A 26,114-nucleotide genomic window follows, 5' to 3' on the forward strand; every position below is an offset into this window, starting at 1 on the left:
TAATTATTAAGAGGTCTTTTTATGGATATTACCGAATTACTTGCCTTTAGTGTGGAAAATAATGCATCTGATCTACATTTATCTGCAGGCACTCCGCCTTCAATTCGTGTTGACGGTGACGTACGTAAACTCAATATCCCAGCATTTGACGAGAAAGATGTTAATGCTCTGGTCTATGATATTATGAATGATCGTCAACGGAAAGAGTATGAAGAAAATTTAGAAGTCGATTTCTCTTTTGAAGTGCCAAATTTGGCACGTTTTCGTGTCAATGCTTTTAATCAAAATCGTGGCCCTGCAGCAGTATTTCGTACTATTCCAAGCAAGATATTATCCTTAGATGATTTAGGCTGTCCTGATATCTTTCGTGAAATTTCTGATATACCTAGAGGCTTAGTTTTAGTGACGGGTCCAACAGGCTCGGGTAAATCAACCACTTTAGCGGCTATGGTCGATTATATTAATAACAACAAACACGATCATATTCTTACCATTGAAGATCCTATTGAGTTTGTTCACGAAAACAAAAAATGTTTAATAAACCAACGTGAGGTCCATCGCGATACACTAAGTTTTGAAGCTGCTCTGCGCAGTGCTTTACGTGAAGACCCTGATGTTATTCTTGTTGGTGAAATGCGCGACTTAGAAACTATTCGTTTAGCAATGACAGCGGCGGAAACCGGCCACTTAGTTTTTGGTACTTTACATACAACCTCTGCACCAAAAACCATCGACCGTATCATTGATGTTTTCCCCGGTGAAGAGAAATCTATGGTGCGTTCAATGTTGTCAGAATCACTTCGTGCGGTTATTTCACAAACCTTGATTAAAAAAGTGGGTGGGGGTCGTGTTGCCGCTCATGAGATAATGTTAGGTGTTCCTGCAATAAGAAATTTAATTCGTGAAGACAAAATAGCGCAGATGTACAGTGCCATTCAAACCGGTATGTCTCATGGCATGCAAACCATGGATCAATGTCTTCAAGGTCTAGTGAATAGAGGCTTGATAACTAAGCAAGATGCGATGGAAAAAGCGGTGGATAAAAATCAGTTTAGAGGTTTTTAAAGCACGCTCAAACCATGGGTGTCTATTACTTCACATTACGGTTTAAAAGATAAGAGAAAGATCAATGAATTTTCATGACTTATTACAAAAGATGGTAAAAGAAGGTGCCTCTGATATGTTTGTTACCGCTAAGCTTGCGGTAAGCGCCAAAGTAAATGGCGAGTTACAAGCAATCGATGATCACCTTTTAACAAGCGATGAATCGTTAGCTCTTGTTCATAACGCAATGAACGATAAACAGAAAAAGCAATTTACCGAAGAAAAAGAATGTAACTTTGCCATTTCAATTGACGACATTGGCCGCTTCCGTATTTCAGCCTTTTGGCAACGCGATATGGCAGGTATGGTTGTCCGACGTATTGTCACAGAAATTCCTGATGCTGACGAACTCGGTTTACCGCCAATCTTAAAAGATGTAGTCATGTCAAAGCGCGGTTTAGTACTTTTTGTTGGTGGCACGGGTACGGGTAAATCAACATCAATGGCTTCATTGATTGGCTATCGTAATAAAAATTCGCGTGGCCATATTCTTACCATTGAAGACCCTGTTGAATTTGTTCATGAACATGCGCGTTGTATGGTAACGCAACGAGAGGTCGGCTTAGACACTGAAAGTTTCGATGCGGCCTTAAAAAGCTCATTACGCCAAGCACCCGATGTTATCTTAATTGGTGAGATCCGTAACCAAGAAACCATGGAACATGCGTTAAGCTTTGCTGAAACCGGGCACTTATGTATTGCAACCTTGCATGCAAATAATGCTAACCAAGCGATTGACCGTATTATGCATTTAGTGCCTGCCGATCAACATGGCAAGTTATTGTTTGATTTAGCGTTAAATTTACGCGGTATTATCGCTCAGCAACTGATCCCTACCTGCGACGGTAACGGGCGTGTTGCGGCGATTGAGATCTTACTTAACTCGCCTTATATCGCTGAACTTATTAAAAAAGGTGATATTGGTAGTATTAAAGAAGTGATGGAAAAGTCTAAAGAACTTGGCATGCAGACCTTTGATGGTGCTTTGTTTGAGTTGTATCAAAAAGGCTTAATAAACTATGCTGATGCATTGCATCATGCTGATTCACCTAATGATTTACGCTTGATGATTAAGTTGCGCAGTAATGAGCAAGGAGGCACCGGTGCATTAAGTGGCGTGACCATTGACGGTTTTGGCCCTAAAGATATTTAGTTAACAGATGCTTAAGAAACATTGCTAGGTGTTAAGCTAAGTTTCCTGAACAGTGTAACAATAGATAGTCAAACCACTTGACGCATGAGCTTTATGTGGTTTGACTATATTGCTATTTTCTAGTCGTAAAGCGTTTCAAAATAGCTTTCAATAATTAATCTTGCTGACTCAGCATCAATATTATCTTTTTTTAAATTACGATAGCCACCAGCGGCAAATAAACGTTCTTTGGCATCCGCTGTGGTTAAACGTTCATCTTGAAATTCTACCTTCAAAGCGAATTTATTGGATAAGCGGTTACCAAATTTTTTGGCATCAAGGGTTAACTGTTGCTCACTACCATCCATATTTAAGGGTAATCCCACCACTAAATAGTCAGGTTGCCATTCTTTAATAAATTTGGTTAATTCCATCTCATTAGGAATACCTTCTTTAGCTCTAATCGAGCCTAAAGGAGAGGCACTTCCTGTCAGTTCTTGGCCAACAGCAACGCCAATATATTTTTTACCAAAATCAAAACCTAAAACGGTGCGTTGGCCGACATCTTTTGACACTTATTATTCCTTAATGTTGTTAAGCATGGCCAATATCCGTAGATAAATGAGCCATATCAATACCTAGCTTTTCTGTGGCTTTTTTCCAGCGCTGCTCAATCGGTGTATTAAAAACAATATCACCATCAGCAGGGGTTAAAAGCCAGGCGTTAGTTTTTATTTCTTCTTCTAATTGACCCGGCCCCCAACCAGCATAACCTAATGTGACCATATATTTTTCAGGGGCTTCTTCGGTACCTAGTGCCATTAAAATATCTTTAGAGGTCGTTATCATCACCTCTTTACTGAGTGATAACGATTGTTTCCAGCAACTTTGTGGACTATGTAAAACAAAGCCTCGGTCTTGAGATACTGGACCTCCAGTTAACACTTGTTGGCCTAATTCAGGTGCTTCTTCTTTTTTAGCATCTATTTGGACGAGCAACTCGTTTAAAGTAACGTTAACGGGTAAGTTAATAATAAGCCCCATGGCACCTTCTTCATTATGTTCACAAATATAGGTCACGGTTTTATTAAAATATGCATCGTCTAATGCAGGCATTGCGATTAAAAGTTGATTTTCTAAGCTTTCCATACCTTCACCTTTTTACATCTTAAGTTTAAAAAAAACTCTATGCATCATTGTTTTTATAGAGGTATGGTAACCCTTTACTTTAAAGGGTTACCGCTAGTAATAGACTCATAACTTTATTTTGGTGATAAAAAGTATAACTAAAAGGCTTATACTCTAGGGCGAATATTTTCTTCTATTGCATCCATTAATTTACCACTGATATTAATAGGATATGCAGCTTCAATTTCTCGGATACAGGTTGGGCTGGTCACGTTAATCTCGGTAACTTTGTCACCAATAACATCTAACCCTACAAAGTATAGACCACGTTTCTTTAATTCAGGGGCAATAGTTTCAGCAATTAACCTATCGGTTGCGCTAAGGGGTCTTGCTTCACCACGACCACCGGCAGCTAAGTTACCACGCGTTTCACCTTGTGCAGGGATACGCGCTAGACAATAAGGCATAGGTTCACCATTAACAATAAGGATGCGTTTATCGCCATCTTTAATTTCAGGCATGAATTCTTGCACCATGGCGTATTGATTACCGTGGTTGGTCAGTGTTTCTAATATAACACCAACATTAGCATCATTTTCTTTTATACGAAAAATTGACGCACCGCCCATGCCATCAAGTGGCTTGATAATAATGTCTTTTTCTTTTTGATGAAATTCACGAATTTTATCATTGTTACGTGTCACTAAGGTACGTGGTGTTAGCTCGGCAAACCAAGCGGTAAAAAGTTTTTCATTACAGTCACGAAGGCTTTGAGGTTTATTCACAATTAATGTGCCTTCAACCTCCGCACGCTCAAGCATATAAGTCGCGTAGATAAACTCAGTATCAAAAGGAGGATCTTTACGCATGAGCACCGCGTCAAGCTCTGAAACTGCTATATCGTTTACGTCGTCGAGTTCATACCAATGTTGAGGATCGTCAAAAACTTTCAATTTTTGTGCAGTCGCACGGCATTGTCCTTGGTCAAGGTATAAGTCTTTCATTTCCATGTAATAAATTTCATATCCACGCTTTTGCGCTTCAAACATCATCGCCATAGACGAATCTTTTTTTACATTGACCTGTGAAATAGGGTCCATTACTACGCCAAGTTTAATTGTCATTTATTTTTCCTATATCTTGCAAACAACTCAAATTAATTTCAATTGCACACAATCATTAAAGTATTATTACTAGTTAATATCGCCAAAGCGACATTGCAATGCGGTAATTGCAGTTAATGCTGCTGTTTCTGTTCTTAATATTCTGGGCCCTAATAAAACATCAACAAAAGAGGCTTGATTGGCTCGTTTAATTTCATCATCACTTAAACCTCCCTCTGGACCAATAAGTAAACGCACTCGCTGATTTGACTCATTGATGTTTTTTTCAGGCAAATTCATTATTGAGTATTGCGCTTTTGGGTGTAAATTTAGTTTTAATGAACCAGTTTGCTGAGTTAGCCATTCATCTAAATAAACAGCAGGCATAACAATAGGGACCGAACAACGGCCACTTTGTTCACAAGCACCAATCACTATTTTTTGCCATTGGTCTATTTTTTTCTGTAAGCGCTCACCTGTCAGCTTTACGCCACAACGTTCAGTAAATAGTGGGGTTATGGTATTAACACCAAGTTCAACCGATTTTTGTAAAGTAAAATCCATTCTATCGCCACGGGAAATACCTTGGCCTAAATGAATGTTTAGCGGTGACTCTACATGCTTCTCTGTGAACGACGTTATAACCACTTGTGCACTTTTTTTATTAACATCAGTGAGTTCAGCTTGATAATCGCCTAGTAAACCGTTATTAAATTCACCGTTGAAAAGAGTTAAGGAATCACCACTCTTTAAACGTAAAACTCGTATTGTATGGCCAAAGGCATCTTCACTTAAGGTGACTGTGTCGCCAATAGAAAAGGATTGTTGTTGATAAATTCTAGGATTGCTCATTTTATTTTATTTTTTATTATCTTAACAAGAAATATAAGGGCGACTTGCTCTTATTTCAATTATCATTTTATAAAATAGCTGAAAAACGGCTTTTTAAAATAAACATCGCCTGTTTTAAGTCTTTGATTACCTTTTTTGACTGAATTTACTATGATCAAATGTAATAATAACTTTTTAAGCAGCTTGATTTTTATTAGCTGTTTTCGTTTCCTGCTTATACATCCTAAACGGAGAACATAGATGTTCACAAAACACCTACCATCTTTTCAACCTATTTTATCTCGCGTGAGTCTTTTGTCAGTTATTGCTTTGACTGTTGTTAGTTGTGGACAAGCTGAGCAAGTTAAACAAAAAACGCCAGCTCCTGCCGTTTCTATTTATGAAATAAAAGTAAATGAAATTGGTAGCTATCGTGAATTTTTAGGGCGTTCCGTTGCCTCAAAAGAAGTTGATTTACGTGCTCGCATTGAAGGTGAATTAATAGCACGTCACTTTGACGAAGGTTCTATCGTTGAAAAAGATCAAGTACTACTTAATATTGAACCTGCGGCTTACCAAGCCTCTTTAGAATCTGCAAAAGCAGATTTAGCTAGTAGAGTTGCAGGTGCAGAAGGTGCGGCACGAGATTTAAAACGAGGGCGTGAAGTTGCAGGAGATGGCTATATTTCACAATCTGATCTTGATAAGTTAATCACTAATAACTCCCAAGCAAAAGCGGCGGTGCAGGTGGCTGAGTCAACACTAGAAACAGCTAAGTTGAGTTTAAGTTATACCGTGATTAAAGCGCCATTTTCAGGGCGAATTGGTAAAGTTAATTATAGTATTGGTGCCGTTGTGAGCCCGAGCAGTAATACCATCGCGACATTAACAGCAACAGACCCCATCTATGTGAGCTTTCAAGTAGAAGAAAGCGACTATATTTCTTATTTACAAAAAAATACGCATCACCCTAAAGATTTATCCATTGATATTTCATTACGTTTACCGAACAACACCACCTATGGCGAAAAAGGTTTGCTTATTTTTGCCGATACCAAGATAGACCAGGGTATGGGGACGGTTGAATTACGTGCGAAGTTTAATAACCCTGACGGTATTGTTGTGCCTGGCTTGTTTGTCACCTTAATTATCGAAGGCAAGCAAAAAGAGCAAATGGCGCTAGTCCCTCAAGTTGCCGTTCAAGAAAGCCAACAAGGCAAGTTTGTCCTTGTTGTTAGCGACGATAATAAAGTTGTGCAACGTTTGGTTACTTTAGGGCGAAGAATGAATGCGATGTGGGTCGTTGAATCAGGTCTTAAAGCGAACGAACAAGTGATCATAGAAGGTTTACAAAAAGTAAGAAGTGGCGTTGAAGTGAAGCCAGTTATCAAAAGAATTGACCCGCTTACCGGTACTATTTCTGACCTTTTAACTAAGTAGGACACTCCCATGATTAGTAAAACGTTTATTCATCGACCCAAGTTTGCTTTTGTTATCTCAATTGTTATTACTTTAGCGGGCCTTATTGCCATGGGGATATTGCCCGTTAATATGTACCCTGAAATAACACCACCGCAAGTTCAAATAACAGCAGTCTATCCCGGTGCTAGCGCTCAGGTTGTCGAAGAGTCAGTTATTCGTCCCATTGAAGAAAAAATCAATGGTGTTGAAGATATGATGTACATCGAGTCAACAGCGTCAAATAATGGTTCAGCAACCATTACTGTATTTTTCAAGGTGGGTATTGATGACGATATGGCGCAGGTCAATGTGCAAAATCGTGTGGCATTAGCCCAAAGCTCACTGCCATCAGAAGTGACCCGACAAGGGGTAACGGTTAAGAAAAAATCTAGCTCAATGTTAATGGCCATTAATTTATTTTCAAAGCAAGCGGGTATAGACCAACTTTTCTTAAGTAACTATGCGACCAATTCATTAACTGAGCCGCTGGGACGTATTCCTGGCGTAGCAGAAGCTAGTGTTATGGGTGAAATGACTTATAGCATGCGAGCATGGCTGCGACCTGACCGTATGGCATCATTAGGGGTTACGGTTACGGAGGTAAAACAAGCACTTCAAGAGCAAAATTTAATTGTAGCGGCAGGGAAGTTAGGTGCGAGCCCTTCATTGCCAAATCAACAGTTTGAGTATTCAATTCAAGCGAAAGGGCGATTAAAAACGGTTAAAGAATTTGGGCAAACCATCGTAAGAGCTCGTTCTAACGGTAACTTTGTCCGTTTATCTGACATTGCACGTTTAGAACTTGGTTCGCAAAACTATGGCGTTCAAGCACGTTTAAATGGTAACGAAACCGCATTTTTAGTTATTTATCAATTGCCTGGTGCAAACGCAACTGAAGTCGCTCGGTTAGTAAAGTTAGAGATAGAAAAATTATCAGCACGTTTTCCTGACGGGCTTGAGTATGCTATTCCATACGACACGACTGAATTTATTTCACGTTCTATTGATGAAGTAAAAACGACCTTATTTCAAGCAATAGTTTTAGTTATTCTCGTGGTTTTCTTATTTTTGCAAAACTGGCGAGCCACACTGATCCCAACTATCGCTATACCGGTTTCATTAATTGGTACCTTTGCTTTTATGTTAGTGATGGGATATTCCATTAACACCGTTACACTCTTTGGTTTAGTGCTTGCAATAGGGATTGTTGTCGATGATGCCATTATTGTTATTGAAAATGTTGAACGCATTCTAAAAGAAGAAAAACTCGACATAAAAGAAGCGGTGACTAAGGCCATGGAACAGGTTTCAGGGCCAATTATCGCAACTACTTTAGTACTGCTAGCTGTATTTATTCCTGTCGCCTTTATGCCGGGTATTACTGGTGAATTGTACAAACAGTTTTCAGTAACCATCTCATTTGCTGTTATCATTTCGTCTATTAATGCCTTAACGTTAAGCCCAGCTCTTTGTACTGTTTTATTAAGTAAAGAGAATATGAAACCGATCAAATGGTTGATGCCTTTTGAACGGGGTATTGAAAAAATGACAGGAAGCTATACCACAGGCGTTAACTTCTTATTAAAACGTGCTACTCGCGTCGGTATTATTGTCGGTGTTTTGTTTGTAGCTACAGGGTGGTTAACCACATCGGTACCCACGGGGTTTGTTCCAAGCGAAGACCAAGGTTATGTTTTTCTCGATATCCAATTACCTGATGCGGCTTCAAGTAACAGAACACAGGCACTTATTGATAAAATAACGCCAATGATAAAAGCAGACCCAGCCGTTACTGATGTTATTACTGTCTCAGGTGTTTCGTTATTAGGTGGGGCAGGCTCGAACAATGGTTTAGGTATTATCATGCTAAAAGATTGGGAAGAAAGAACGGAGCCAGCATTAGCACTGCGTGCTGTTATCCAGCGTTTAATGGGGCAACTGTGGACAATGCCAGACGCACAAATAATGATATTTAATCCTCCGCCTATTCCAGGTTTAGGGACAAGTTCGGGTTTTGAATTTAAACTACAAGACAGTGAAGGCCGAAGTCCTAGTGATTTAGCACAAGTGATGAATGGCCTTATTTATGAGGCAAATCAACGACCTGAATTAACTCGCGTTTTTAGTACTTACCGCGCAAATGTTCCACAATACTTTTTAGAGGTTGATAGAGATAAAGCAAAAGCTCAAGGTGTTGCTTTGTCTGATATTTTTATAACGTTACAAGCGCAGTTAGGGTCAATGTACATTAACGATTTCAGCCAGTTTGGGCGAACCTACAGAGTAACCGTTCAAGCTGAAAAAGAGTTCCGTAAAGATCCCTCTGACTTGCGCTACTATTTTGTGCGTAACCAAGACGGTGAAATGGTGCCGTTAACGACACTTGCTAAGCTTGAGCCTATTTTAGGCCCTACCAGTATCGGACATTTTAATTTGTACCGTAGCGCAAATATCACTGGCCAAGCATCGAGTGGTCATTCGTCAGGTGAGGCGATAGCGATTATGGAAGAATTGGCTGGAAACTTACCCCAAGGCTATATTTTTGAGTGGGCCGGGCAGTCTAAACAAGAAATTGAAGCGGGCAATTTAGCGCCTGTTTTATTTGGCTTAGCGTTGTTGTTTGTTTACTTATTTTTAGTCGCTCAATATGAAAGCTGGACTATACCGTTTTCTGTCATCGCCGCAGTGCCTTTAGCCTTATTTGGCTCAATGCTGACACTTTATATCTTAGGGATGGAAAACAATATTTATGCGCAGGTAGGGTTAATACTACTGATTGGCTTATCGACTAAAACTGCCATTCTTATTGTTGAGTTTGCGATGGAACTAAGAGCCCAAGGAAAGACGATCATGGAAGCGGCACTTGATGCTGCAAAGTTAAGATTTAGAGCGGTATTGATGACGGCACTGTCTTTTATTTTAGGTGTTATTCCTTTAGTTATGTCGTCTGGTGCAGGAGCCAGTAGCCGAATATTCCTTGGTGTTACCGTACTTTCAGGTATGTTAGCGGCCACTATACTGGGTACGTTGTTAGTGCCATATTTCTATATGATGATTCAACGTATGCGGGAAAAAATTAAAGGGTCATCGAGCTAGATATAACGGCTTAGAAATTTAGAAATTTAGAAATTTAGAATTTGAAAAGGCTTTTCACAAATGTGGGAAGCCTTTTTTTGGCAAGCTATTCTTACAACTACTGACAATTATTAGACACAAAAGTACTGAACTCTACAGTTGTTTTCTAGATAATAACGGCATATATCACCTCATCAAATGGTTAAAAAATGCTAAGTACACTAAGTCGTAATCAACAGAGTTTAGTTTGGACAAAAATTGCCTTAACACTCATTTCAATATTTTCAATATCAGCTCCATCATTTGCGTTTGCAAATAAATCCTTTCAAGAAGAAAAAGCCATAAATATAAAGGCTAAAGTTGAACCTATCGAGGTTATTGAAGTTGTCTCTCGTCGTAATCAAGCAAATACGGAAGTTTCTTTTGAAACTAAAAAACTTATGAAAATTGCTGGACTAGATCATGATCCACTGAGTGCCGTCTATAGTATGCCTGGTGTGGTTTATGCGGGTGGCGATAGTGGTGGAGAACCTGCTATTCGTGGTTCATCACCAGATGATAATGCATTTTATATTGACGATATGCCTGCGGGATATATTTTTCATTTATTTGGGGACAGTATTTTTAATGAAAACGTTGTGGGTGATTTTTCGCTTCATCCTGCTGCTTTTGGCAGTCAATATGGCAATGCAACTGGCGGCGTTTTCGATGTAAAACTCCGAGACCCTCGTAATCAAGACTTTACGACTACTGTGGATGCAAGTTTGATGAAAACAGGCGTAATGATAGAGAGCGGGATAAATGATGACCAAGCTTTTTATTTATCGTATCGCCGAAGCTTGATTCATTTGTTTTTACCCGAAGGTGAAGAAGAAGATGGCTACACTGTTTTTAAAGCCCCGGTGAGTGACGACTATCAAGGTAAATATCAGTGGCTAATTGGTGATGAACACAAATTAACTTTTACCTTAACAGGAGCCAGTGACATTGGTGGCATTAATGTATCAAAGGCTTCAGAAGAAGGTCGAATAGATCCTGATTTTATTGGCGACTTAAAAATAAAAAGTCAATTTGATAGCCAAGGAATTTCCTGGCAGTTCTACGGAGACAATGGTCGATTAATGCATTTAACCGTAGGTCATTCTATAGAAAAATCAGAAGAATCATATGGCGCAGGACAATTTATTAACCTTGAAAATGAATCTTATAATTCCCGGTTTGTCTATCAAATAGACTGGTTTGAAGCGCATAAATTGATTACAGGTATTGATTTAAGCAATAATGAAAGTACTTATAGCTTTGATGCTATTCCTTATTATTGTACTGATCATGATCCCGATTGTGAAAGTAAAAAAGGAGATCGTATTCAAGACAATGACAGTTTAACCAATAATAACAGTGCCGTTTATTTTAATGATATTTGGTCGTTCGATGAAAACTGGTCTTTAGAAATGGGCTTACGAGCTGAGTACAATGATTTTACGGAACAGAAATTTTTTCATCCGCGAATTTCGCTTAACTGGTATGTAAACAATGATTTAACCATAAAGGCGAAAACAGGTACATATAATCAATTTCCTGACCTTGAAACTGTATTAAAAAGCGTAGGAAACCCGCAACTTAAATCACCAAAAGCAACACACTATGCTCTAAAATTCAGTTATCAAATAAATGATTTATGGGAAAGCACTATTGATTTATATTATAAAAATTTAGGCGATTTAGCGCGGTCACTTGATGAAGACGATGTTAATGCTCACTTACATTATAGTAATGACTTATCTGGAGCTGCTAGAGGTTTAGAGTGGGTAATTAGAAGGGAAGAGGGTGACGGTTGGTATGGTTGGGCGTCATTGAGTTGGTCGAAGAGTGCCCGAACTGATGATTTCACCAATGTAACGACTGAGTATTATTTAGACACGCCGTTACTCGCTAACATGGTGGCCAACTATAAATTTAATGAAAAATGGGATTTCGGCGTAAAACTGAGCATCAGAAGTGGCGCAAAATATACACCAATTGTAGGTTTATATAATAACCCCGATCATCAAGATTATTACCTTCCTACTTATGGGGATTTGAACTCTGAAAAACTCCCTACATATAGTCGTCTTGATATACAGGCGAATTACAAGACAACCATATGGGGAAATAAAGCTGAATGGACATTTGCTTTATTAAACGCAACGGGGAGTAAGAATATTTCTGGTTATTATTATGCACCTGATGGTACTGAAACTTTAACTGATTTTAAAATAGAAGGAGAAGAAGGAATGGAACCATTTCCTTCTATTGGTGTAAAAATTCAATTCTAATTTAATTGATCAATGGGATAGGTACTTTATCTAAATAAAGTCTTTTGATAGAATGCGCGTCTTTCGCCAATGCTGATTATATCAGTGTTGGCTTTATTTCAATCTACAGCTCCAGATTTACGATTTGGCTGGCTCAATGGGTATTATTATGCAAAACATCACCGTGTGTGCACTTTATAAATTTGTCCGCTTAGAAAACTTCGAACAACTTAAATCTCCTCTTTTATCAGTCATGTTAGATAATAATGTCAAAGGTACATTATTACTTGCCAACGAAGGCATTAATGGTACCGTAGCAGGCACACAAGCTGGTATTGATGCAGTATTAACTTTTTTAGCAAGTGATGAGCGTTTAGGTCAAGTGTCTAACAAATACTCTTATGCAGATGAAAACCCTTTTCAGCGTAGTAAAGTTAAGTTGAAAAAAGAAATCGTAACTATGGGTGTTGAAGGTATTAATCCATTATTAACGGTGGGTACTTATGTGAAACCTAAAGAGTGGAATGCACTTATTGCTAATCCTGAAGTATTACTTGTTGATACCCGCAATGATTATGAAGTTGAGATTGGTACTTTTGAAAACGCAGTAAACCCGAAGACTGAAACTTTTCGTGAATTTCCAGAATATGTTGCTAAAAATTTAGATAAAAATAAACACAAAAAAGTAGCAATGTTTTGTACTGGTGGCATCCGCTGTGAAAAATCAACTGCATATTTGAAAGAGCAAGGCTTTGAAGAGGTATATCACCTTGAAGGTGGCGTACTTAAATATTTAGAAGAAGTTGATCAAGATGAATCGATGTGGCAAGGCGAGTGTTTTGTTTTTGATAGTCGAGTTGCAGTAAAACACGGTTTAGAGCAAGGTCAGTATGATCAATGTTTTGCTTGTCGTTATCCGATAACCGAACAAGAAAAGCAAAGTGAGCATTATGTAAAAGGCGTTAGTTGTCATCGTTGTTATGATAAATATACTGATGAGCAACGTAGTGGCTTTGCTGAGCGCGAACGCCAAATTAATTTAGCAAGCCAACGTGGTGAAAAACACATTGGTGGCCATGTTCAAAGTGTCATTGAGCAGCGACGAAAAGAAAAAGTAGCTGGTAAAAAAGCGCAGTCGACTGAATAGCCATAAATTTAACTCATATTTTACAATAAAAAAGCGACTCTTTAAGTCGCTTTTTTATGTTCAGGAGTAACGATTATGTTGAAACGTTAAAAATTAAAACCCAGCGGCTTTACGAAGCGTGTCGGCTTTATCTGTTCTTTCCCAAGTAAAGGCGGTAAAAGTATCATCACCTACTGTTACTTCAACAGGTTTACGACCAAAATGTCCGTAAGCGGCTGTCATTTGGTACATAGGGTGTAATAAATCAAGCATTTTAGTAATGCCGTAAGGTCGTAAATCAAAATACTCTCTAACTAACTCAATCAACGTTGCTTCTGATACTTTACCGGTACCAAAGGTTTCAATTGAAATAGATGTTGGCTCAGCAATACCAATGGCATAAGAGATTTGAATTTCACAACGGTCAGCTAGGCCAGCAGCAACAATATTTTTTGCAACATAGCGCCCTGCATAAGCGGCACTGCGGTCAACTTTTGATGGATCTTTACCTGAGAAGGCACCACCACCATGACGAGCCATGCCGCCATAGGTATCGACAATAATTTTACGACCTGTTAAACCACAGTCACCAACGGGACCACCAATAACAAAACGACCTGTAGGATTAATAAAGTATTTAGTATCTTTAGTTAATAACTCAGCAGGTAACACAGCTTTGATGATATTTTCCATTACAGCTTCGTGCAAATCTTCTTGAGAAATTTCTGGGTTATGTTGAGTTGATAAAACAACCGCGTCAATCGCTACTGGTTTATTATCTTCATAAATAAAAGTGACTTGAGATTTAGCATCAGGACGTAACCAAGGTAAGACCCCTGATTTACGCACTTCAGCTTGACGCTCTACTAATCGATGAGAATAAAATATTGGTGCAGGCATTAACGTTTCAGTTTCATTGGTCGCATAACCAAACATTAATCCCTGGTCACCAGCACCTTGATCTTCTGGGTTTGCTCGGTCAACACCTTGGGCAATCTCAGGTGATTGCTGGCCAATTAAATTCATAATGCCACAGGTTTCACCATCAAAACCGACGTCAGACGAAGTATAGCCAATATTACTGATTACATTACGGGTAATCGTTTCTAAATCAACCCATGCAGTGGTAGAAACTTCACCTGAAATAATAGCTACACCAGTTTTCACCATCGTTTCACAAGCGACACGGGCATTCTTATCTTTAGCGATAATAGCATCAAGTACCGCATCAGAAATTTGATCGGCGATTTTATCTGGATGACCTTCAGAAACTGATTCAGAAGTGAAAAATTGAGTAGACATAAAACCTCAGGGAAATTTAATAGTTTAAGATATTTTTATATTGAAGTTATTCTAACTGCAAGATTAACTATTTTCTAGTTTTTTTACGCCTAGAAGGCTAAACGGCTAAAAATAATTGTGAATTGCTCATTTAAAGAGCAGGGAGTCGTTGTAGTGAGACATTTTCATCAAAGAGTACTGACATTAACTGGGCTTGTTCCGGTGATATCTTTGAGCTAAAAAAATGTTGTTGGGAAATATGTTCATGACTTGCCAGTAATCCCTTAATTTCAAGTTGTCTGGCAAGCTGCTCAGTTACCGGTAGAGCAGTTTCCATAATGGTAATTTTATCACCGACAATATCTTGTATAAGTTGGCGAACAAAAGGGTAATGAGTACACCCTAATACGAGGGTATCAATATTACTTTGCACAAGTGGCAACAAGAAGACATTTAGTATTTTACGGCACTGTTCACTTTCATAAAGGCCTTGCTCAATAAGTTCTACTAAGCCGGGACAAGGTTGGATATAAATTTCAGTACCATTTCTATGCTTATTTACTAATGATAAAAAACGCGTATTTATAGCGGTTGCTTCTGTTACCAATAAAGCTATTTTTTTGGTTTTACTATGAATTGCGGCAGGTTTAATTGCGGGCTCAACCCCTATGATTGGAATTGAAACACGTAAACGTAGCTGATCAATCGCGCTAACGGTTGCAGTATTACAGGCAACAACAATTGCTTTTACCTGCTGGTTAATCAACCAGTCTGTGATTTTATTTACCCGTTCAATAATGTTTACTGACGATTTATCGCCATAAGGAGCAAATTGGCTATCTGCAACATAAATAATATTTTCATGTGGTAAGTTTTTATGAATACATTTCGCAATCGATAAACCACCAATACCAGAGTCGAAAACACCGATCGCTTGAGAATTTGCTGGAGCTAACTTTAAAGGGACTACTGTTTTTTGGGCGACTAGCTGATTTTTAATCATTATATCTGTCATTAATGAGTAAGGGATTAAATTTATATTTGTTATATTGATTTTAGTCAAAGAAGTAAAGTGATCTGAGTGTTATTTATTGAATTTATTGAATTTATTGAATAAATTAAATTTAAAGCACATGCCATTTACTTTTTAGCTTATCTAAAATGCCACTGCTTTTAATTTGATGATAAGCATCTATATATTTACTGACAACCTTTTCATCACTGTTAAGACTAAAAGCAAAATATAAATCATGGTTAATGACTGATATAGGCATAATTACTTTTAGGTTACTGATATCTAAGTTTAATTTATTTGCTCGTACTTTTAAGGTGTTCTTTGTACCCGTAATAATGTCAACCCTATTGAGATATAGCATTTGTAAGCTTTGCTCTGGTGAACCAAGTATATAAAGATAGGGGTATTCATGCTGCTGAAAATATTGTGCAGTACTTGATGAATTCGCTACGGCTATTTTGTATTTTTTTAGTTGCTGAATATCAGTTATTGATGTTTTAAAGTTTTCTTTTAAGCCCCAAGCGTAAATATCTTCTTTTGTTAATTTCCCCCCCCAAATGAATAAGTTTTCCCGAGATAAGGTACGAGAGAGTGAAAAAATAAGTGTATTAGGTTGGTTCAAGGCTGTTCTGTAAGCGCGTGCCCAAGGCAATATTTGCAAATCAATATTATCACCGGTAATTTTGAATATTTCTTTCATAACTTCAACTGAAAAGCCACTTAACACACTACTTTCTTGGTAGAACTGGTAGGGGGGTAATATTTCAGTGACAACAAGCTGTTCGGCAATACTTGATGCGGTATTACCTAGCCAAAATATAATAATCCAGAGATACTTTCTATTTATCAATTATCTAACTCATTTAACAAGGGTTAATAAACTTAGTATAGAGCAAATTAAGTTTTTGTTCTTCCTATGATATTTAAAAATCCAAACAAACAAATAATAATGTCAGTAAAGTAATCAATAAACTACCGTTAGCCTTTTAAAGTAAGATAAGTTACCACAATGTCTCATTGTCGCTAATACTCTGCGTCTGTTTATTTACGCACAAATGGACTTGTTGTTAATTCAATATTTAACTTGGGCTGAAGTGCCTGATCTTATTTTGCTTATTTCATCAATGATTGTTGCCAATTGACTGTTAATTATTTGCTCTGAGTTTGTTTTGTTGAAAACGATGGCGTTAGATAGTTGTATTCAAATTGGTTTACTGTTATTTGTCGTTTCGTAACTTTGGTTTGCAGTAAACCTAATTGATTTTTCTGGGGATGGATTGGTATAGTCTTAGTGATGACGTTAGCCGAAGTGATATTTTCTCCCTACCATTGATGTTCATATTGACCGTTTAGCTCCAGCACATTTAAGTGTAACATACCTTGGTGTAGCATTATTTTATTCTTTAGGCTTCGCTATAGTCCCAATATTAGGTGGTTTTTTTATTAGATGACTTTGGAGGTTTTGGGGGCTTCATGCCCCCCATCACTGCTGTGTTTTTTTGTTATATATATCGAAGACTACCCGTTTAAAAGTGGCTAAATTTTGATGATGGAGTTAGAGAAAAATAAATGTGAGAACGTTTTTAGAAATCAACAAAATGTCAGGTTATGGGGGCGAGTAAACAATACCGCTAACCTCTTTTCATGCAAGAGAATTAGTGCAAATATTGGTGGTTAGCTGATAACGTCTAATTGCCAAATAAATAATCTTTGCGTGATTTTAATTTCTAATTTTTATTGAAATAGCGATCCTAACCATATCCACTGTTTCTTATCATCACTTTAAAATAAACTTAAGTGTGAGTTAAAAGAATTTTTACACTTTATGGTTGCAAAACAACCTTAAGATTGACGTTGTTTTGATAGAAACCCCGCTTATAGTTACCCTAAAATATCATCATAACTATTAAAAACTTGATAGTTATGGCTCTTGATTTTTATCGCTATTTTTTGCCCCAACGTGAATAAAAAATTGCTATAAAAGCTCAACTGTTCAAATGATAAAGATAGGTCTCTATCAATACTACTCAGTAAATAGTGAAATCCATGTTCAGTGATAGAGATATTATCAACTTTGACATTGTTTTTCTCAAACCCGCCTTCACAATACACAATAGCTTGTGACTTCAATAACAATTGTAGTTGTTGAGGACACCCTTTGTAGGTAACCATATTTTCTTTTAAAAAAATATCTTCAGTTGATGGTAATTCTCCAACAGCTGATTGAAATTGGCCATTGATCGCCTTTACAGGTATCCAGCTACCTAATTGCAAAAAATCAGCAACTTGCCAGCTGTTTGGTGAGTGACAAACATCGGCAGGTCTACCTATTTGAAGGATACTTCCCTGATGCATTACTGCAATTTTATCTGCAAAAGTAAAGACTTCGTCTTTGTTATGAGTCACAAATATAGCACTCATTTTTAACAGCTTTAAAATTTGGCGCATTTCTAACATCAATTCATTGCGTAAACGTGCATCAATATTTGAAAAAGGCTCATCAAGTAATAATAAGGTAGGCTGAGGTGCTAATGCTCTAGCAATAGCAACTCTTTGTTGTTGTCCACCGGACAACTGATGTGGAAATCTTGCTTCTAAACCTGTTAACTTAAGTAAGTTGAGCAAATCAGTCATTCGAATTTTTTGTTCACTTTTGGGCAGTTTACTAATTCCAAAGCAGATGTTTTTTTCAACTGATAAATGAGGGAACAATGCATAATCTTGAAAGATCATACCGATATTACGATGTTCAGGAACTACATGCTTAAATGGCGTTATAGTGAGAACATCTTCTTCAACGATTAAATGAGTACTACTTGAATTATTACGTTTTATGTTTAACTCACCCGTACTGGGTGAATTAAAGCCCGCTATAGTATTAAGCAATGTGGTTTTTCCACAACCACTTGGTCCTACTAATCCAAGAATATCACCAAAGTTTAGTGTTAAGTGGGTATCTAACAAAATGACTTTATTATGTAATTTAACCGAAAGTTGCTTAACGCTTAATAATTCATTTTCGACCATTTACTATAAATCCTTACTTCTGTTGAGCCAAATAATAGGTAATAGGCCTAAAAAAACAATTAAAATAGCACTCAAGGCTCCTTGCTCAAGCATTTCGTCTGATATTAATTGATAAATTTGTATACTCAATGTATCAAAATTAAAGGGCCTTAGTAACAATACGGCGGATAGTTCTTTCATTGATTCAACAAATACGAGTAACCATGCTACAAAAATAGAAGGTCTCAGTATTGGCAGATGTACCTTTTTTAACATTTGTCCTAAACCCACACCCAAACTTGCAGGAGCAAGATCAACAGAATTAGGTATCTGTTTGATACCACTTGATATTGTTCCATTGGCAATCGCTGAAAAACGAACCACAAAGGCAAATACGACAGCAAAAATAGTGCCGGACAAGACTAAACCGGGTTCTTTAAGCTGAAGATACCTTGCTATATCATTAATAAAATGATCAAGGGGTCCAAAACTAGCCAATAGTGCCATTGCTAAAACTGTTCCAGGAACGGCATAACCTATTCCTGATAAACTTGAAGGAAGTATTCGCCATTTATCAAAGCTCAATCGACGATATAAACTACATAACAATGCAAAGAAAGTGGCAATAGTTGCGGCATAAAATGACACTTCAATACTGTTAAGGCTTGGTGAAACTAAATTTGCTAGCTGAGCCATACTGCTGTATTCAACTGCCATAATAACAAGTAAAGCGAAAGGTAAAAGAAAACCCGCTAAAACCAATATCCAACAAAAACTGCTAATGAGTAGTTGTTGAAATAATGACAATGTAATAATTTCAATATGCTGATTAGGCCTATTTGATTGATGATTTTGACCGGCTCTCGCACGTTGTTCACCAACAACTACAAACAAAATTATCAGCATTAATATACTGGCCAAAGCATTTGCTGTTGCTAAGTCACCATAGCCCAGCCAAGTATCATATATAGCTGTAGTCAGTGTATTTACCGCAAAATAATTTACCGTGGCAAAGTCAGCTAAGGTTTCCATAAGGACTAAACTCGCTGATATCGCTATTGCTGGCCGTGCCAGCGGTAAGGCAACTTTTAAAAAGCTTTGTTTTGCTGACAACCCTAATAAACGTCCGGCCCTTAATAAGTTTTGATCTTGTTGCTCAAGTGCAGTACGCGTCAACATATAAACATAAGGAAACAAAACTAACGAAATTACAATGGAAGCTCCAAGTAAAGTACGTATATCAAAGAACCAGTAATCACTCGGCGACTGCCAATTAAACCAACTACGTAACGCGCGCTGAACGGGTCCTGCGTAATCAAACAGATCAGTATAAAGATAAGCAACTAAATAGGCTGGCATTGCTAAGGGCAATAAAAGTAGCCATCTCAGAAAGTTTTTACCCAAAACGTTGGTATGAACAATGAAAGCCGCACTCAAGGTGCCAAAAATTAAAGACAAAAAAACGACCAACACCCCTAGTACTAGCGTGTTAGTAATATAGTCAGGTAAGACTGTTCGCCAAAGATGAGAAAATAAATCACTTGACGAACTAAAGCTGGCTAATACCATAACTAATACCGGTGTTATGAGTAAAAATACTATGAGCCAGCAGGCACTTCGCCAGATATTATTTTTTAATGGGGCTATCAAGAAATAATAATCATCCTTTATAAATCAAATTTAGCTTTATCTATAAGTTTAAGCGCTTCTTTTCTATGCTTTGCGATCGATTCTAACGACAATGAATCTGCTTTAAACTTACCCCATGAGGCAACTAAATCAGATGGCATTACATCAGTTCTCACTGGATATTCCATATTCGTTTCAGCATAAAGCTTCTGTGCTTCTTTTGACACTAAGAATTCCATTAAAGCTTTAGCATTGTCATTATTAGGAGCATATTTTGCCATGCCCATTCCTGATATATTCACATGAGCACCCCGGTTATTTTGATTGGGAAAATTAATATATACCGAATCAGCCCATAACTTCTGCTTTTCATCAACCAACATTTTGCCAAAATAGTAACTATTACCTAACGCTATATCACATAAGTTTTGATGAATTGCTTGTACTTGACCACGGTCATTACCCTGAGGTTTGCGGGCTAAGTTAACTTTAAAATTTTCTAACCAAGTGAGGGTTTCTGTTTCACCATGAGCAGCAATCATAGAGGCAACGAGTGCAATATTATATGAATGTTTACCGCTTCGAGTGCATATTCTTCCTTTATATTTAGTGTCAGCTAAATCTTCATAATTGATATTGATAGCACCCAAACGTTTAGCTGAATAAATATTACGAACACGTGTTGTAAGTGCATACCACGTATTGTCTGTAGCACGATATTGACTAGGAATTACATCAAGTAACGTTTTAGAGCTATAAGCTTGGAGTAGATCGCGGTCATGTAATTCAATGAGCCGACTAATATCCGTCGTTAATAATATATCTGCGGGGCTATATTTACCTTCTCGGGCGAGGCGTTCCGCCATGCCTTTTTTAGCAAAAATAACATTGACTTTAATCCCCGTTCTTTTTGTAAAAATGTCAAACAAAGGCTTGACTAAAAACTCTTGCCGGTAAGAATACACATTCACCTCATCACTAGCTTGTAAAGATGATGAAATAAGTAAAAAGCTAGTAAAAATTAGGAATAAATTTTTTCGGATGGACGCTATATTTTGCATTATATTACCCTGACAACTTTATGCCAGCCTCTGTCGACAGTATTTATAGGTTGGCAAGATTAAAGAAAATATTATAATTTGTCAATCTATTTGAGAATAATTCTTGTTTAGATTACTGTTCTAAGAATCTTGTTGTCTTAGGAAATCAGTAGACTCGGTATATGTTAATACCACTAATCACTATAACTAAAAAATATAGGGCAAAAATTTTTAATTGAATACCATTAACGTACTAAAAAAAACGTAAACGAAAACGTAATTTTCTATATACGTTGATAAAAGGTTGTAAATAAATACCCATTAGCGACTTATGCAATTCCCCTTCTTTACCTATACCAAAAGACAACGCTCCAACCTCAGACGCACGCATAAGACAGTTGAATAAGCGATCCCAGAGGGATAATACCGTACCAAAGTTTTTATCAAAATGCTTAACGTTATCACTGTGGTGAATTTGATGCTGTGCAGGGCTTAAAAATAACCCTTCTATTTTATCTCCCCAACTTATCCTAATATGGCTATGACGCAGATTTGAGCCCATAATATTAAAGGCAAAAATAAAAACATTGGCACCAATAATATCAATCATTTTTAATGTGGGCCCAAATAAGTAATAACACAAGCCAACAACAAAGCCTTGCGTTAACGCCATACGGCAAGCATAGAGATAATTTTCAATGGGATGTGAGCGATATATAGTAAAGGGTGTTAGTACGGTTGCAGAATGATGAACTTTATGGAACTCCCATAAATAATGACTTTTGTGTAAACAATAATGTAATAAGAAACGAGTAAAATCATCAAAAATAAATAGTAATATGGTAAAAATAACCATAATACTTGCTGAAGATAAAGTAAAGTGCGCTATAGGCCCAAATAACCATTCTATTGCTGATGAAATACCTAAAGCCACAGGCACCATTGTTAAGATAATAAAAGGAAATAACGCCGCCTTAAAAAGTTTATTTATAATAAATAAACCATAATCATTGAGTGCTGAGCGCGCTAAGAAAATTTTCCTAGGAAATAAAAAGGCTATTAATCCTCGTTGCTTTTTTTGCGTTGAGTCAGACTTTATTATCTTCTTTAAGTTAACAAAATATACTACGCTGGCAAATAGTAATGCCGATAAAATATAACCCCAAAATAAGCGTTGGTTAGGATCAAGGATATAAAGGGCTAATTCTTTAAAATTTGAGCTAAGAAAGTCCATAAATATAAATAACTTTTCGTAATAAGGTTACAAATAAAAACGATAAGTATGACACTTAACGCTTTTATTTAATTTTAAACACTATTAACGCTAATTAGAAGCTATATTGATAGCCAACAGAAGCAGATCTAGGTTTACTAGGGCGAGCTCCATAAGGGCGTCGACTAACTATTTCTTGATTATCGAGTAAGTTATCAAGCTTAAGATAGATACTGCCCATATCTCCTAGTTCATAACTTGCAGCCATATCAACGATTGTTAGTGATTGTGTTGTTACGCCAGACAGCAGAACATTTTCACCTGATGCTTCTTTCATTTCACCAATGTAGCGGGTAATTAAATTAACTTGCCAATTATTAGCTGCTAAACCGATATCAAGTGTTAACTGATTTTCAGGTAAATACGGTAAAGTATCTCCAACTTTGACGTCTCCCCACATACTAAAGTCAGAGCTAAATGCACTATCAAACTCGCCTCTAGTATAGGTGTAGCTTAACAATACGGGTAAGTCATAGTCCGCTGATAGCTCATAAGTGTGTTTTGCACTTAATTCAAGGCCTATAACATTTGCTTCACCACTGTTGAACTCGCCATCAGTATTATCTTGACAAAGCGAGGCAGTTGAAAAAGAGCAGCTTTCCTTTAAATTTTCTATATCGTTGTAAAATATAACCGCTTCAAGTTGACTACTCTCGTCATGATAACGAGCACCTAACTCATAATTAATGCTATTTTCAATTTTGACATTAGTTGGCTCTTTTGGACTCGTCGGCACAAAACCTTCATGAACACCAAAAAACAGCCCAGAATGTTCAGTTAATGTGTAAAATCCACTTAAACTTGGTAACCAAATATCAGTGCTTTTCTTTTGCCATTCACCTTCTTTACCTGGCGCTTGATTTTGGTAACTGGCATCAAGAAATTCACCACGTAGGCCAAAGGTTAAATCTAATGCACCTAACGTTATAGTATCTTTAAAAAATATAGAAATAGCATCAGTTTTTTCTTTGTTTGTGTCTCCAGGCAGCGTTGCACTATCATCACTGAGTAGTTTACCTGACGTCATTGTATATGTATCCGTAGTGTGACGTCGCTTGATTTGATCTTGATGAAACCTAAAACCAACATTAAATACATGTTTTACATTTAAAAGTGTATGGTAGAGGTATAACTCTGTTTGAATACCTTGCGAATAATATTCACGTTGGTTATCTCCTAATATAATCTTTTCATATTCTCTTTCTGTGTTTCGTTGACCCGTTAACACTTGATAAAAAGGTGCATTAGCGTCTGTTTCAGGATTCGTTAAAATATCCTGTAAATCAGTGACTACTGCCCCTGCTTTAAAACCGTTAATCTTATCCCAAGAACGCTCAAAATCGTTACGGTACAAGCGGGTTGTCACATCAAAATTGTCATTACCAATAAAGTGTGTGAACTGTACTTGCTGATGCTCCCAGTCCATTAAATCTTTTTGGCTGGCTACATAACGTTGATTAGCATTTTGCTTAAAATCAGCGTCAGTTAACCCTAAGTAAGTCTCATTTGATTTTTCATTAGCATGGGCTAGCTTTAATTCAATTATCTGATTATATTGGCTACTAGATAAGTCATATTGAAACTTAGCCATAATATCGTTTTTCTTAAATCCGGTATCACCACCACCGTCCAACGTTTTAAAACCATCCGCTTCGATATGCACCGCATCAACTAAATAGCCAAAATTACCATTAGTGGTACCAAAGTAAGCTTTCGTTTTAGCATACCCGTCAGATCCAAAGGCAAGGTCTATAGCACCTTCTTTGTTCTTAGGTACTTGGCGGGTTGTCATATTCAATGCACCAGCTACAGTATTTGGTCCATACTTAATTGCAGAAGGGCCTTTAAATACTTCTAGGGCAGTCATTTTACTGATCATTGGAAAGTAATATGCTGCGGGTGCAGAGTAGGGTGCAGGACCAATTAATACACCATCTTCCATGATGGTGATTTTTTTACTACGTTCCGGTGTCGCACCACGAAAACCTATATTAGGTCTTAAACCATAGCCATCTTCTTCACGAATATTAACGCCAGGTACGCTATATAGTACACGGTTAATATCATCAAACTTAAATTTTTCTAACTCAACTTCACCTATTAACGTAGCTGCTCCAGCTTCAGTACGCAATTTATCATTATGGCCAATAATTTGAACACGTTCAGTGTATTCAGAAGCCGTATCACTAGTACCATCGTCAGCATTAACATTAGGATGAAAGGCAAAGGCAAAAACAACAGCAATATATTTATGCTCGTTAATCTTCATTAATCGTTATCTCCTGCGGATGTCGCGGGTAAATTAAGTGATAAACTGGTAATAAAATCTATTTTAAGTTTATCAGTGACTTCTTTAACATTGGCATGAGTTTCTGTTACTTGTGCTTCATTATTAACAAGGGCTTTAGCCAAACTGTTCTGATAATTCTGCACACCATCAATGGCTAGCTGAACGCCTGCAGACATTGAATCTGCTGTATCTTGATCGCCAACATCAATCAGGTAATGAGTAAAACCAGTACCAGTTTCTCCAGTTAAAAGCTTTTGAAATGCCAGTAAGTTGTTTTCAATATTAGTAATAGAGTGATGTGCATATACTGATTCTACAACGTCAGGACAAGCTTGTGATCCACAGCTATTAGCCTGAAGCCCCAATGGGGTCGCTAACTTGCCATCCTTAGTGAATGTTTCTAAATAAAATAAACCATCACTGATAAGATTAATCGCTTTTAGTTCAGTGCTAAATTCGCTGCCTATACTACCTGCTGCTTTAAGTGTACTTGCAAAACCATTGTCACCAGACCAAGCTGTTATTAATTCTTTGGCACTATTATTAACATCGCGAGCAGCTTCAACCGCAAATTCACATCGCGCGACTTTTCGATATTCATCTGTTTGATTGTCCCAATTTTCAGGCTGAGTACTCGTAGTGCAACTATGATTAAGTTGTTCGTTAAACAATAAATATTCTATAGCGGCTAAACCACGTCGTGAAGGTGTACGTTCAGCAATATTAAATGGCTGCCCATTGACAATCCCAGCTTTAAAATTTACCACTTCAAAATCAACAGAACATGAATTGACTACAGGCCAAGAATAAATTTTATCCCGTAATAATCCCTCATTATCAACTAAAGGACCAACTTTCATTAACTCTGCTTGTTGCCATACATTCATGGTGTTGCGCCATGCTGTCTTTGCACTATCACGCATAGCGATAACTTGCTCGCTTGTTGCATTACCCAAAGCTGCGTCTGTTTCCATTTTACAGTAGGCTGCTATCTCTGGAATTTGTGCTGCTGATGCTGTTGAAAATTGTTCAAAAATTGGCGTGATTATATTATCAGTAATGTTTTCAAGTAACGCTTGCTGAGTAAAATTACTGCCAGGGTTTGGCGCAGGGGGCGTAGGGTTTGGTATAGAGACTGAAGTGGTACCAAAGTTTTCACCACTACTGCTGCTGGTACTTTCCCCACAAGCACTCACTAATAGAGCCGTAGCGACGGCTATAGAGAGTGCAGTGTGATTAATGTTAACTGACATTTTTTAACCCTATAATGTAAATAAAATGAATGTTATAGATATTAATAATTATTTATTTGTGACTATTCTATAA

At 37.4% G+C, this 26,114-nt stretch carries 19 protein-coding genes; 6 read left to right on the forward strand and 13 right to left on the reverse strand.

The genetic code is table 11. The features are described 5' to 3' along the window. Positions 1–21: 21 nt before the first annotated feature. Both H4J67_RS02625 and H4J67_RS02630 read left to right on the forward strand, forming a co-directional pair. Positions 22–1,065, forward strand: a complete 1,044-nt coding sequence (locus H4J67_RS02625) for a type IV pilus twitching motility protein PilT (RefSeq protein ID WP_070374253.1) — start codon at positions 22–24, stop codon at positions 1,063–1,065. A gap of 64 nt (positions 1,066–1,129) precedes the next feature. After that, a complete protein-coding gene (locus tag H4J67_RS02630; RefSeq protein ID WP_182176571.1) occupies positions 1,130–2,257 on the forward strand; it encodes a PilT/PilU family type 4a pilus ATPase in 1,128 nt (375 codons plus the stop codon). Between the two features lie 119 nt (positions 2,258–2,376). Here H4J67_RS02630 and ruvX read toward each other — a convergent pair whose 3' ends face one another. The 4 genes from ruvX to rsmE form a co-directional block, all read right to left on the reverse strand. Beyond that, on the reverse strand, positions 2,377–2,811 hold the full coding sequence (gene ruvX, locus H4J67_RS02635; RefSeq protein ID WP_182176572.1) for a Holliday junction resolvase RuvX: 435 nt from the start codon (positions 2,809–2,811) through the stop codon (positions 2,377–2,379). Positions 2,812–2,830: 19 nt separating this feature from the next. Beyond that, entirely contained in the window at positions 2,831–3,385 is a 555-nt protein-coding gene (locus H4J67_RS02640; RefSeq protein ID WP_182176573.1) for a YqgE/AlgH family protein, read from the reverse strand. A gap of 146 nt (positions 3,386–3,531) precedes the next feature. Further along, the gene (gshB, locus tag H4J67_RS02645; RefSeq protein WP_182176574.1) at positions 3,532–4,488 is read right to left on the reverse strand and encodes a glutathione synthase; all 957 of its coding nucleotides are present in this window, start codon (positions 4,486–4,488) and stop codon (positions 3,532–3,534) included. Between the two features lie 69 nt (positions 4,489–4,557). Continuing rightward, on the reverse strand, positions 4,558–5,319 hold the full coding sequence (gene rsmE / locus H4J67_RS02650) for a 16S rRNA (uracil(1498)-N(3))-methyltransferase (protein ID WP_182176575.1): 762 nt from the start codon (positions 5,317–5,319) through the stop codon (positions 4,558–4,560). 240 nt (positions 5,320–5,559) lie between these two features. Between rsmE and H4J67_RS02655 the strand changes: the two genes are divergently transcribed. The 4 genes from H4J67_RS02655 to H4J67_RS02670 all read left to right on the forward strand — a co-directional run bounded on the left by H4J67_RS02655 (position 5,560) and on the right by H4J67_RS02670 (position 13,275). Beyond that, complete coding sequence (locus H4J67_RS02655; RefSeq protein WP_182202796.1) at positions 5,560–6,738, forward strand: efflux RND transporter periplasmic adaptor subunit; 1,179 nt, start codon at positions 5,560–5,562, stop codon at positions 6,736–6,738. Between the two features lie 9 nt (positions 6,739–6,747). Continuing rightward, on the forward strand, positions 6,748–9,855 hold the full coding sequence (locus H4J67_RS02660; RefSeq protein WP_182202798.1) for an efflux RND transporter permease subunit: 3,108 nt from the start codon (positions 6,748–6,750) through the stop codon (positions 9,853–9,855). Positions 9,856–10,043: 188 nt separating this feature from the next. Further along, positions 10,044–12,149, forward strand: a complete 2,106-nt coding sequence (locus H4J67_RS02665) for a TonB-dependent receptor (RefSeq protein WP_182176578.1) — start codon at positions 10,044–10,046, stop codon at positions 12,147–12,149. Positions 12,150–12,297: 148 nt separating this feature from the next. Beyond that, on the forward strand, positions 12,298–13,275 hold the full coding sequence (locus H4J67_RS02670) for a rhodanese-related sulfurtransferase (protein ID WP_182176579.1): 978 nt from the start codon (positions 12,298–12,300) through the stop codon (positions 13,273–13,275). Positions 13,276–13,368: 93 nt separating this feature from the next. Here H4J67_RS02670 and metK read toward each other — a convergent pair whose 3' ends face one another. From metK to H4J67_RS02715, 9 genes are all read right to left on the reverse strand, one after another. Then, positions 13,369–14,556 (reverse strand): methionine adenosyltransferase, encoded by a 1,188-nt coding sequence (gene metK / locus H4J67_RS02675; protein ID WP_182176580.1) that lies wholly within the window; start codon positions 14,554–14,556, stop codon positions 13,369–13,371. Positions 14,557–14,686: 130 nt separating this feature from the next. Further along, entirely contained in the window at positions 14,687–15,538 is an 852-nt protein-coding gene (gene murI, locus H4J67_RS02680) for a glutamate racemase (protein ID WP_182176581.1), read from the reverse strand. A 121-nt stretch (positions 15,539–15,659) separates the two neighbouring features. Further along, positions 15,660–16,400 carry an ABC transporter substrate-binding protein gene (locus tag H4J67_RS02685; RefSeq protein ID WP_182176582.1) on the reverse strand — a complete coding sequence of 247 codons (741 nt, stop codon included), beginning with the start codon at positions 16,398–16,400 and terminating at the stop codon, positions 15,660–15,662. A 1,031-nt stretch (positions 16,401–17,431) separates the two neighbouring features. Further along, a complete protein-coding gene (locus H4J67_RS02690; protein ID WP_182202800.1) occupies positions 17,432–18,577 on the reverse strand; it encodes an ABC transporter ATP-binding protein in 1,146 nt (381 codons plus the stop codon). 3 nt (positions 18,578–18,580) lie between these two features. Beyond that, positions 18,581–20,206 carry an iron ABC transporter permease gene (locus H4J67_RS02695; RefSeq protein WP_259368460.1) on the reverse strand — a complete coding sequence of 542 codons (1,626 nt, stop codon included), beginning with the start codon at positions 20,204–20,206 and terminating at the stop codon, positions 18,581–18,583. A 17-nt stretch (positions 20,207–20,223) separates the two neighbouring features. Continuing rightward, complete coding sequence (locus H4J67_RS02700; RefSeq protein WP_182176584.1) at positions 20,224–21,246, reverse strand: extracellular solute-binding protein; 1,023 nt, start codon at positions 21,244–21,246, stop codon at positions 20,224–20,226. 232 nt (positions 21,247–21,478) lie between these two features. Next, positions 21,479–22,459, reverse strand: a complete 981-nt coding sequence (locus tag H4J67_RS02705) for a sterol desaturase family protein (RefSeq protein WP_182176585.1) — start codon at positions 22,457–22,459, stop codon at positions 21,479–21,481. Positions 22,460–22,553: 94 nt separating this feature from the next. Beyond that, complete coding sequence (locus H4J67_RS02710; protein ID WP_182202801.1) at positions 22,554–24,767, reverse strand: TonB-dependent receptor domain-containing protein; 2,214 nt, start codon at positions 24,765–24,767, stop codon at positions 22,554–22,556. Next, on the reverse strand, positions 24,767–26,041 hold the full coding sequence (locus tag H4J67_RS02715; protein WP_182176587.1) for an imelysin family protein: 1,275 nt from the start codon (positions 26,039–26,041) through the stop codon (positions 24,767–24,769). Before H4J67_RS02715 ends, H4J67_RS02710 begins: the two co-directional genes overlap by 1 nt. Positions 26,042–26,114 lie beyond the last annotated feature (73 nt).

It is taken from the genome of Colwellia sp. BRX10-4, from assembly GCF_014077465.1.
GTDB lineage: Bacteria > Pseudomonadota > Gammaproteobacteria > Enterobacterales > Alteromonadaceae > Colwellia_A.